Below are 12,566 nucleotides of genomic sequence, written 5' to 3' on the forward strand. Positions count from 1 at the left end.
ATATTCAGTGTGGAATTTGGAACTTTTTTGTTGTTTTTTTTCTATTTTTATGACCAATAAAAAATCTTATAAATGAATATTCAAGACATTCATAACTTGTTTTTGCAATGTAAATCTGTTTCAATAGATACTAGAAAAATTGAAAAGGATTCTATGTTTTTTGCTATTAAAGGCGAAAATTTTGACGCTAACACTTTTGCTGCTAAAGCAATAGAATTAGGGGCTTTGTTTGTTATTATTGATAATGCATCTTATGCTATTGACGAAAGAACTATTCTTGTTGATAACAGCTTAGAAACCTTGCAGGAATTAGCAAAATTTCACCGCGCTTATTTAAAGCTGCCTATAATTGCCTTAACAGGAAGTAATGGCAAAACGACCACAAAAGAATTAATTAATGTAGTAATATCTAAAAAATACAAAACCAAAGCTACTTTAGGTAATTTAAATAATCATATTGGAGTTCCGTTGACTTTACTGTCTTTTACAAAAGAAACTGAAATAGGAATTGTTGAAATGGGAGCAAATCACAAAAAAGAAATTGAGTTTCTATGTGAAATTGCTCAACCGGATTATGGTTACATTACCAATTTTGGAAAAGCGCATTTAGAAGGTTTTGGTGGTGTTGAAGGTGTAATTGAAGGTAAAAGCGAGATGTATAAATATCTTGCAAAAAATGATAAAGTAGTTTTTGTAAATCTTGAAGATTCAATTCAAATTGAAAAATCGGTTGGAATAAAATCATTTACTTTTGGAGTAAATAATGAAACAGCGGATCTAAATATTAAAAATATTTCAGCGAATCCTTTTGTTGTGATAAACTACGATAACTTTAGTGTAGAATCGCATTTAATTGGCTTATACAATGCAAATAATATAAATGCAGCAGTTGCAATTGGTCATTATTTTAAAGTGGATGAAAAGGATATAAAAGAAGCAATCGAAAATTATATACCAGAGAATAACAGGTCGCAATTATTAAGAATTGGTTCTAATCAGATTATTCTGGATGCTTACAACGCAAATCCAAGCAGCATGGCAGTTGCGATAACAAACTTTCTTCAACTCGAGAATCAGAACAAAATAATGATTTTGGGTGACATGTTTGAGTTAGGTAAGGAAAGCCATCAGGAGCATAAATTGATTGTTGATTCTTTAGTAAATCAGGATAAATCGATATGTTATCTTATAGGGAAATCATTTTACGATAATAAGATCGTTAAAGATAATATTCAGTTTTTTGAAACCTTTGATGCTTTTGTAGCTTATCTTAAAACAATTCATTTTAATGAAAATACAATTTTAGTAAAGGGTTCAAGAGGTATGGCCCTGGAACGTACATTAGAATTTATTCAATAGAATGAAAATTATAAAAACAAAGCCATTCGTTATTGCGAATGGCTTTGTTTTTATTTAAATACTCATTAAGAAACCAATTAGGTTTTCTTTTTTGTTCAGTCCTAGTTTTTTTCTTAAACGATAACGGGCTAATTCTACACCTCCAGTAGAGATATTCATAATTTCGGCTATTTCTTTTGTAGACATATTCATTAATAAATAAGTTGATAAATCGAGTTCACGAGGTGAAATTGTGGGATATTTTTCTTTCAATCTCTTTAGGAACTCAAAATGAACGTTTTTGATGTGTTTTTCCAGATCCTTCCAGCTTTTATCTGTATTTACCTCCTTTACAATACTTTTATGCAATTTATTGAATTCGAATTTAGTCGAATCGTCCAGAATATTAGTATCAATATCTTTTAATTTATGAATGATTCCGTTTAGAATCTTGTTTTTCTTAACTACTTGCAATGAATTGTTTACTAATTCTTTGTCTTTGGCCAGGATTTTTATTTGAAGTTTGTCACTTTTTAATTTCTCTATTTCTTTTTCAAGTTCATGCTGTTCATGCCTGATTTTTGATTCTTTTTCCAGATATAACCTTCTTTGCTCAATAGTTTCATAATATCTGTTTTTTCTGATTTTCAGTTTGATTCGGTTAGAAATGATGTAAACTGCCGTAATTAGTAAAATAATATAGATTAGATACGCTAAAAAATGTCTGTACCATGGCGGTGAAACAATAAAGGTAATTTCAGAAACATCTGATTCTATACCGTAACTATTTTTAGCCTTAAGTTTCATGATATAGGTTCCTTCACGCAAGTTGGTATATTCTTTTATAGAAAGCGCTGACCAACTGCGCCAATTCTCCTCAAAAGGCTCTAATTTGTATGAATACGTTACGTTTTCCTGATTTTCATATGTAGGGGAAGAAAATGTAAATTTAACGTGATTTGAGCTGTAAGGAACCATATATGCTTGTTCATTGTCTGGTATATTGCCCGTTAAAATAGTATCACCCGGAAACGAAAAGCTTTCTATAAATACCTTTGGTTTTGTTATAAAAGTATTCGAAATTTTAGAATCATAATGAGTCAGTCCATCTGTTAATCCGATGAAAATATTTTCAGGATCAATCGTATTTACAGAAATATAGTTGTTTACCAGATTTCCGGACAGGTTAGAAAATGGAGCTTGTTTTTTTATAAAAGTCCCGTTTTTATTCTTTGTTAATACACCTAAAGATTCATTAAAAGCATACCATAAACTGCCTTGAGAATCTTCTATTAACGTATTGATAGTTGGAATACCTTTAAAAAGGGCAGTTATTTTCTTGTCTTCAAAAAAAGTTCCCTGCTCTTTGGAAAATCGGTAGAAATGATTTTTGGTCTGAAAATAAACTTTATTATTAATCTTTTGAAGACTGCCAATTCCAGGATGTAAAGCAGTTATATCTTTGTGTTTTTTTATATAAACAAACTTCTTTAAATCTTCAGATAAAGTCATTTGGTAGAGAAAAGGATCTTTTTTCAGCCATAAATAGTTTTCGTCCAGTTCTATCGAAAATGTATTTGTGGTTTCATCAAATCCCGAAACCTGATGTGAATATTCAAATCCTGATGCTGACTTTTTAAAAATAGTAAATCCGTTATAACTTTCTCCTATAATATAGTTATCATGATTTGGTATTTTCTTGAAACCAAAATATCCTTTTGTATCGAGCTTTTTAGAAACTTTATTTTGATCAATGACTAGCGCACCGCTATTACTGGCGCAAATAAGTACACCATTTAAAACCTGAATATTCCAGGCTTGCGAAATCGTTCCTTCTACTCTTATAAACGGACTGTCCTTGAAAGGATTATTCCAGGAATGATAAAATAATCCCTGATTTGTGGCTACATATAAATTCCCGTTGTAAATAGTCGAAGCATATACGGTACCTATATTATAACTGTAATCAAAATAGGAGAAAGGAGAATTTTCATTAATAAAAGTGATACCGTTATCCAGTCCCAGCCAAATATTGTTTTTATTGTCAATAAAAGATGTTAATATGGTATTGTTCTGAAGTCCTTTTTGACGATTTAAATGTTGAATTATCTTTCCTTTTAAATCGCAAATAATTACCCCGTCTAAAACAGAATTAAGAACAATAAACTTTCCTTTTATTATGGAGCCGCCAAGCGATGTGTTTTTTTTGATGAAAGTGTTAGCCTCCGTTTCCCAAGGCTCAACAGATTTACCATCAGATATAAATAAACCTTTTTCTAAGGTTGCCAGTAACATTTTATTATTTGGCAGGGGAAATACAGACCAGATTTCTTTATCATTAAATACAGTCGTTCCTTCTATTTGTTTCAATTTTCGATTTTTATATTCAAGAATGCCAAGTGATTTATCCTGAAAATAAAGATGATTATTTACCAAAAATGAAAACTGAAATTTTGTTGGGGCATTTATGACGGTTAATTTATTGTTTTTTAGAAAAAATACTTTTGTAAAGGATTGAAAAATTACCTCGCCATTAAAGATGTGTATTCTCCATATTAGATTTATATTTTGTTTGTCTTTTTTTTCTACCAAATCAGAAAGGGAATGATATTTTAAATTTCCTTTTTCATCATTTTTAAAATAACCAAATTCATTGTTTCCTCCTACAAAAATTTTACCCTTCGAATCTATTTTTAAACTTCTTATTTCGGTTTGAGTAGGAAGAGAAAATTTATGCCAGCTCGAACCATCAAATTGTATCAGGCCATTATTGTTCGCAAAGTACATATTGCCTTTTCCATCCTGATCTATACTCCAGTTTTGAGTTCCCCCTCGATAATCAGCCCTTTTATAATTTTTAATTCCGGGCAAACCTATATCTTTTACCTGCGCTATGCTATTGTAGTGTAAGAAAATAATTATAATTAATGTAAAAGATGTATTTATGAATTTCATAAAATTTATAATGTATTTTTATTAGAAATGTTTTATAAAGAGTTTTATTTTTTAATTATTTATTTGCAATCTTGCCTTTTCATGCAATTATTTTGAATATATCACGAAAATGTTATTATTTTATAAATGTAGTGTTTATTTTTTTACTTAACATTTTTATAACAATATATTATTTCATTTAAAGTATTTAAAATCAATAATTTAAAAATATTTTGATGTGTTTTTGTAGCGTATTAAAATAAGCTTTGATGTGTTTTTGTAATGAAATTTTATTGTTGATAGTAAAAATTTAACTTTATTATTGCATCAAATTACTAATTAATTAACCAAAATTTTTAGAAAAATGAAATTAACAAAATTACTTATGTTTTGTATTTCATCTCTATTGTTCTCAGTTATCGCAATGGCACAGGATGTTACGGTAAGTGGAACTATTAATGATGAAAGTGGATTACCCGTCCCAGGGGCAACTATCTCAGTGAAAGGAACAAATAAAGCAACAGCTTCTGACTTTGATGGAAAGTTCCAAATTAGCGTTCCTTCAAATGGAACATTAACTGTTACTTTTGTAGGTTACGTAACTGTACAGGAAGCAGTAAATGGAAGAACAAAACTGGATATCAAATTAAGACCAGAATCTCAAAACTTAAATGAGGTTGTAGTAGTAGGGTACGGTACACAAAAGAAAAGTGTAGTAACAGGATCAATTTCTAGTGTTAAGGCAAAAGATTTAGAAAGTTTACCAATAACAAGAGTTGAACAAGCTCTTCAAGGTAGAGTTTCCGGAGTTTCTATTGCTGCTAACGCAGGTCAGCCAGGATCAGCGTCTACAATACGTATCCGTGGTTTTACTACATTAAACAATAACGATCCTTTATGGGTTGTTGATGGTGTAATTGTAGATAATGGCGGTATTGGTTACTTAAATCAATCTGATATTGAATCTATCGAGGTGCTTAAAGATGGTGCTTCAGGAGCAATCTACGGTTCTCGTGCTGCTGCCGGGGTTATTCTTGTAACTACTAAAAAAGGTAAAGCAGGTAAAATTTCTGTAAACTATACAGGTTATGCCGGAACATCTCAGGCTGCAAAAAAAATCGATTTATTAGATGCTTCTCAGTATACAACTATTTTAAATGAAGCGTATGTTAATGGAGGTAAAGCTGCACCTTTTACACCAACAACAGCAAAAGGAACTAACTGGCAAGATGCAATTTTTAACAATCATGCACAGCGTTATTCTCATGAATTAAGTTTTAGTGGTGGTAATGATACATCTACTTTTTACATGTCGTTTGGTTTAACAGATCAGGAAGGTATCATTACAACTGATATTTCTAATTATACAAGAAAAAATATCCGTTTAAACTCAAACCATAAACTTGGTAAGTATATTAAAATTGGTCAGACTTTAGGATATTCTAATGAAAAAACAATTGGTATTGGTAATACAAATGATGAGTTTGGTGGTCCATTATCATCTGCAATCAACCTAGATCCATTAACACCAGTACTTGTTGGTCCGGAAGCTGCAGTTGCAGGTAGCCCATATGTAAATGCAAATGCGCTTAGAGATGCAAACGGAAACTATTATGGTATTTCTACTAACGTTACTCAGGAAACTTCTAATCCATTAGCATATACACAAACAAGATTAGGAAATAATGATTTCTCTGAAAATTTTGTTGGAAATATCTTTGTTGAAGCAGAAATTTTGCCAGGTTTAAAATTTAGATCTACAGCAGGTGCTAAATTGGCTTATTACGGTTCAGATAATTTTACTCCGGTTTATTACTTAAACGGAGCTACAAAAAAAGATGTAAACGAATTGTTTAGATCATACAAAAAATCATATAGCTGGAATTGGGAGAATACTTTAAACTATGCTAAAAAATTTGGAGATCATAACTTTAGTGTTTTAATAGGTAAAGGAACTTATGTAGATAATATTACATCTGGTAACGATATTACTTACAGAGGTGTTCCTGCAACAACACATGCAGATGCATCTTTCAATGTTGATATTCCAATCGCAGATAAAATAGCAAATGCTTATAATGCACAAGCTTTAGAACACAGAGTTGAGTCATTGTTTGGAAGATTAAACTATGATTATAAAGAGAAATATATTTTTACAGGTATTATTCGTCGTGACGGTTCTACTCGTTTTGGACCAAATCACAAATACGGAACTTTTCCTTCTGTATCTTTAGGATGGGTACCATCTAAAGAAGGTTTCTGGAAAGAAAATGATGTTGTAAATAACTTAAAAATTAGAGGAGGTTACGGTGTAACTGGTAATGACTCTTCTCCTGATTTCTTATATATTTCAACAGTTGGAATTCAAAGAAACTACACTATTGGTGGAAACATTGCTAACGGACAAAGTACGAATGCAATTGCAAACCCTGATTTGAAATGGGAAGAAACAAAACAAACGAACATTGGTTTTGAAACTATGTTGTTCCATGATTTTAATTTAAGTGTAGATTTTTTCAACAAGAAAACAGAAGGTATCTTAATGCCAGTTCCAGTTCCTGGATATGTTGGAGCAACAGGAAAAACATATGCTAACTTAGCAGATATGGAAAATAGAGGTATTGATATTGAATTAGGATACCGTAAAAAAATTGGAGCATTAAATCTTTCAGTAAACGGAAACTTCTCATACATCAAAAATGAAATCACTTATCTTGATAAAGGAACTAACTTTTTAGTAGGTGATGAAACTGTTCAGTCAAGCTCTTATGAAATTAACAGAACACAAGTAGGACAAGCTTACAATTCATTCTACGGATTTAAAACAAACGGTATTTTCCAAACTCAGGCAGATGTTGATAATTATAAAAATGCTGCAGGAAAAGTGATTCAGCCAAATGCTAAACCGGGAGATTTCCGTTGGCAAGACTTAGATGGCGATGGTACAATTGGATCTAATGACAGAACTTTCTTAGGAACTTCATTACCTAAATTTACTTATGGATTTACTTTAAACTTAGATTACAAAGGATTTGACATGTTAGTTTTTGGTCAGGGTGCTGGCGGAAACATGATTTATCAAGGTTTAAGAAGACTTGATATTACAAACGCAAACTATCAAACAGAAGTTTTAGGTCGTTGGACAGGACCGGGATCAACAAACAGTTATCCTAGAGTTACTACAAATGATACCAATAAAAATTTTACAAACCCATCTGATTTTAACTTAGAAAAAGGAGATTTCTTTAGATTTAAAACAATTCAACTTGGATATTCATTTCCAAAAGAATGGATAGAGAGCATTTCATTGCAAAAAGTAAGATTGTACGTAACAGGAGAAAATTTATGGACAATAACTAAATATACTGGTTATGATCCTGAAATTGGAGGCCCTACAACAGCAGGGATGAACAACGTACAAGGTGTTGACAGAGGTTATTATCCTCAGGCAAAATCGTACATGTTAGGAGTTAATTTGCAATTTTAATTAAAAAAATAAAATATTATGAAACTTATAAGTTTTAAACAGTCATTTATCGCCTTTGGAGTGTTGCTTACACTTGGGTCGTGCGATACCGATGAAAAATTAGAGGTGAAAGGTGATGGAGTAGTATATGAAGAAAATTTTTATAGAAACGAAACAGAAGCTTATTCAGGTCTTGTTGCAGCTTACGATAAATTAGGAAAGTTTGCAGGAGCAATGGAAAATGCACCATTATTATTCTTAAACTCTGCATCTGATGATTTCTATGCAGGAGGTGGTGGTCCGGATGACCAGCCAGGACTTCAGGTTGCATCAAACTATTCTGTTAGTTCAGCAAATATTCCGCCTAATATTTGGGCAGATTACTATAAAGGTGTTGCAAGATGTAATATCATGCTGGCAAAACTTCCTGCGATTCCTATGGATGCTGCTAAAAAAGCAAGATTTACTGCCGAGGTAAAAGCCTTACGCGCTTATTACTATTTTGATCTTGTTAGAATGTTTAAAAACATTCCTTTAATCTTAACTCCTATAGTTCTTAAAGAAGAAATTCCATTAGTTGAACAGTCTAAGCCGGAAGTAGTATATGCTCAAATCGAAAAAGATTTGAACGAAGCTATTGTTGATTTGCCAATGACATTAGCTGCTCAGGAATTAGGAAGGTTTAGTAAAGGAGCTGCAACAGCACTTTTAGGAAAAGTATATTTATACGACAATAAAAAAGCAGAAGCTGCTACACAATTAGCAAAAGTAAATGGTGATACTCCTGGAGGAACAAGCAGCTATGGTTATAAATTGATGCCTAAATTTTCAGATTTGTGGAATCATGCAAACAAATTTAATACAGAATCTATTTTTGAAATTGCCTACACAGATAAATCAAATGCTGATTGGGGTAATTTTGAAAGAGGTGATGATGAAGGAAACGTTGCTGCTCAGTTAATGGGTATTAGAGATTATCATAGAACAGATGTTGGAATTTCAGCACTGTTACCAGATTATATTAACGGATGGGGTTTTTGTGTTGTTAGTACACAATTGGCTACTGCAATGCAAGGTGATCCTCGTTTCGCTTCTACTATAATCAATACAGGAGTTTTAAGAGGTAATACTAGTATTCCACTTGACAAACCAGATCCAACCAGGCTTATAACGTATACTGACAGCTATCAGGAGACAGGATACCATTTTATTAAATATGCAGCTGTAAATGCAGATATTAAAGCATCGAATCCTTTCTTGAATTTTGGTATCAATACTTATATTATTCGTTTAGCGGATACCTATTTGTTAGAAGCTGAAGCTTTAGGAGGAACAGGATCAAGAGCTCAGGCACTTTTAGATGCAGTAAGAAATAGAGTTGGTTTAGCACCGGTACCAGTTTCTTTAGATGCAATTTATGCAGAAAGAAGATTAGAACTTGCCGGAGAAGGACACCGTTGGTTTGATTTAGTAAGAACAGGTCAGGCTGCTTCTAAATTGGCTTTTAAAGGATTTGCTGCCGGAAAAAATGAAGCTTTCCCAATTCCTTACAGTGAATTCAATAACACTAAAATGGTTCAAAACCAAGGATATAATTAATCTATAAGAATAAAAAGATAGCATTTATACATAGAAAGGCTGAGATGAAAACCTCAGTCTTTCTAAATAAATGCATACGAAAGTAAGTTTAAGTTAAGTTAAGTTTGGTTGCCAAAATAGCCCATGTTCACTGTGATTATGGGCTATTTTTTAAATCATTTTGAATGGATTTGCAAAAGAGTTTTAATTATTAAAACACATACAATGAAAAAAAACGGCTTTATCATTACTTGTTTATGTTTTTCTTTAGCTGTTTTTTCACAGCAAAAAAATCAAAAACAGAAACAGGCATTTACTACAAACAACAAAAAAATCACAGTGTATACCACTGCTGATAATACAAAATTAAGGTTAACCCCTACAGATAATTTATCTTTTACAGCATCTAAACAACCGGTAGAAACTGAGATTTCAGTTTTTGTTGAGCCATCAAAAAAATTCCAGACTTTTATGGGAATTGGTGGTGCCGTTACAGATGCAAGTGCCGAAATTTTCGCAAAACTTTCAAAAGAAAAACAAACAGAATTTTTAAATGCTTATTACGATACCCAAAAAGGAATAGGCTACACATTACTAAGAACCACGATTCAAAGCTCGGATTTTAGTAGTGCGAGTTATTCTTATATCGAAGAAGGTGATAAAGATCTAAAGACATTTTCTATAGAACATGACAGAAAATATCGTATTCCGTTAATAAAACAAGCTATAAAAACTGCCGGAGGAAAATTAGTTACTTATGCAACTCCATGGTCGCCAAATGCTTTTATGAAAAGCAATAAAAATGTACTTAAAGGCGGAACATTACTTCCTGAATTTTATCAGCCGTGGGCAAATTTTTATGCCAAATTTATAAAAGCTTACGAAAAAGAAGGAATACCAATTTGGGGAACTTCTGTTCAGAATGAACCAATGGCAACGCAAACCTGGGAATCTTGTTTGTATACTGCCGAAGACGAAAGAGATTTTCTAAAAAATTATCTTGGGCCAACTCTTAAAAAAGAAGGTCTTGAAAGAATAAAAATTATTGCCTGGGATCACAATCGTGATTTAATGGTGCAAAGAGCAAATGTAATTTTCTCAGACCCTGAAGCTTCAAAATATGTTTGGGGAATAGGATTTCACTGGTATGAAACCTGGACAGGCGCACAGCCAATGTTTGATAATGTTGCTCGGGTTCACGAAGCCTATCCGGACAAAAAACTAATGTTTACTGAAGGTTGCGTCGAAAGATTTGATGCAGCTAAATATCAATTTTGGGCAAATGCCGAAAGATATGGAACATCAATGATCAACGATTTTAATAACGGAACCGTTGGATGGACAGATTGGAATATTCTTTTGGACCAGTTTGGAGGACCAAATCACGTAGGTAATTTTTGTTTTGCACCAATTCATGCTGATACTACAACAGGAGAATTAATATACACTCCGTCGTATTATTATATTGGACATTTCTCAAAATTTATTCGTCCAAATGCAGTACGTGTGAGTACCGCAGTAAGCAGAAGTTATTTACAAAGCACATCATTTTTAAACACAGACGGAAAAATATCAACAGTAGTTATGAATCATACTGATAATGAAATCACGTATAATTTAATAATTGCTACTCAAAAAACAGTGGTAAAAATACCAGCGCACGCAATACAAACCTTAGTGTATTAATTTATTTTTTTTAGTAGTTAAGGGCTATTTATTTAGCCCTTATTTTTTTAATAGCATTTAAAAAATACAATGAAATCTACCCATAAAATTTTAATAATTCCAATATTAATCCTGCAATTAAGTTGTTTATCAAAGGTTGTAGCGCAATCTGGTATTGCTAAATCAAGATCGAATTCAAAAATTAATGTTTACACAACTGCTGAAAACACCAATTTAAGGTTGTCATTATCAAATGATTTAATCTCGGCTTCACCACAAACAAATTCAACTGTTTCTATAACTGTAGATTCAGGAAAAATATTTCAGACCTTTCTGGGAATTGGTGGTGCAATTACAGATGCAAGTGCAGAAGTTTTCGCAAAATTATCACCAAAAAAACGACAAGAATTTCTAACCGCTTACTACGATAAAAATAAAGGCATCGGATATTCTTTAGCGAGAACCAATATTCATAGTTGCGATTTTAGCAGCGAAAGTTATACCTACATTCAAGAAGGAGATAAAGATTTAAAAACCTTTACTATCGATCACGACAGAAAATACAGAATTCCATTAATCAAAAAAGCAATAGAAACAGCCGGCGGGAAATTAACATTATTTGTTAGCCCATGGAGTCCCCCAGCTTTTATGAAAGACAATAATGATATTTTGCACGGCGGCGTTTTATTGCCGGAATTTGCTCAATCATGGGCAAACTATTATGCAAAATTTATAAAAGCATATGAAAAAGAAGGAATTCCGGTTTGGGGATTAACCATTCAGAATGAGCCAATGGCAAGCCAAAGTTGGGAATCCTGCATTTATACACCTGAAGCCGAAAGAGATTTCCTAAAAAACTTTCTTGGGCCAACTTTAGAAAAAGAAGGACTTGGTTCTAAAAAAATAATTATTTGGGATCATAACCGTGGAGACATGCTGGTAAAAAGGGCCAACCTTGTTTTCTCAGATCCTGAAGTTTCAAAATACGCATGGGGAATTGGGTTTCATTGGTACGAAACCTGGAATGGAGGAACACCAAAATTCGAATCTGTAGCCGAAGTTCACAAAGCTTTCCCAAACAAAAATTTAATTTTTACTGAAGGTTGTATCGAAAAATTTGATGCTTCAAAATTTCAGTTTTGGGGAAATGCAGAACGTTACGGACTTAACATGATCAATGATTTTAACAACGGAACCGTTGCATGGACAGATTGGAATATTCTCTTAGATCAAAATGGAGGACCAAATCATGTGGGTAATTTTTGTTTTGCACCTATTCACGCAGATACTACAAAAGATGAATTGATCTACACACCAATGTATTTCTACATAGGTCATTTGTCAAAATTTATCAGACCAAATGCCAAACGAATCGAGGCAACTCTTAGCGATAAAAGCTTGTTAAGTACTTCGTTTAAAAACACCGATGGAAAAATCGCCACAATTATCATGAACTCATCTGATAAGGAAGTGATTTATACCATAACAAACAACAAGCTAAAAACAACCATTACTATACCTGCTCATGCCATGCAGACGCTGGAATATTAGAGTATTAATTATGAAATATTAATTTAAAAAATTA

At 32.4% G+C, this 12,566-nt stretch carries 6 protein-coding genes; 5 read left to right on the forward strand and 1 reads right to left on the reverse strand.

Translation table 11 applies throughout. The features are described 5' to 3' along the window. Positions 1–72: 72 nt before the first annotated feature. The gene (murF, locus tag BXU01_RS11840; protein ID WP_083693402.1) at positions 73–1,359 is read left to right on the forward strand and encodes a UDP-N-acetylmuramoyl-tripeptide--D-alanyl-D-alanine ligase; all 1,287 of its coding nucleotides are present in this window, start codon (positions 73–75) and stop codon (positions 1,357–1,359) included. Positions 1,360–1,413: 54 nt separating this feature from the next. Here the strand turns inward: murF and BXU01_RS11845 are convergent, their stop codons facing one another. After that, on the reverse strand, positions 1,414–4,293 hold the full coding sequence (locus tag BXU01_RS11845; RefSeq protein WP_083693403.1) for a triple tyrosine motif-containing protein: 2,880 nt from the start codon (positions 4,291–4,293) through the stop codon (positions 1,414–1,416). A gap of 343 nt (positions 4,294–4,636) precedes the next feature. Here BXU01_RS11845 and BXU01_RS11850 point away from each other — a divergent pair, with 343 nt between their 5' ends. From BXU01_RS11850 to BXU01_RS11865, 4 genes are all read left to right on the forward strand, one after another. Beyond that, positions 4,637–7,759 (forward strand): TonB-dependent receptor, encoded by a 3,123-nt coding sequence (locus BXU01_RS11850; protein ID WP_083693404.1) that lies wholly within the window; start codon positions 4,637–4,639, stop codon positions 7,757–7,759. Between the two features lie 18 nt (positions 7,760–7,777). Next, entirely contained in the window at positions 7,778–9,337 is a 1,560-nt protein-coding gene (locus tag BXU01_RS11855; protein ID WP_083693405.1) for a RagB/SusD family nutrient uptake outer membrane protein, read from the forward strand. A gap of 204 nt (positions 9,338–9,541) precedes the next feature. After that, complete coding sequence (locus BXU01_RS11860; RefSeq protein ID WP_083693681.1) at positions 9,542–11,002, forward strand: glycoside hydrolase family 30 beta sandwich domain-containing protein; 1,461 nt, start codon at positions 9,542–9,544, stop codon at positions 11,000–11,002. A 69-nt stretch (positions 11,003–11,071) separates the two neighbouring features. Beyond that, positions 11,072–12,532, forward strand: a complete 1,461-nt coding sequence (locus BXU01_RS11865; protein WP_083693406.1) for a glycoside hydrolase family 30 beta sandwich domain-containing protein — start codon at positions 11,072–11,074, stop codon at positions 12,530–12,532. Positions 12,533–12,566: the final 34 nt, after the last annotated feature.

It is taken from the genome of [Flexibacter] sp. ATCC 35103 (assembly GCF_001975985.1).
Taxonomy (GTDB): Bacteria; Bacteroidota; Bacteroidia; order Flavobacteriales; family Flavobacteriaceae; genus Flavobacterium.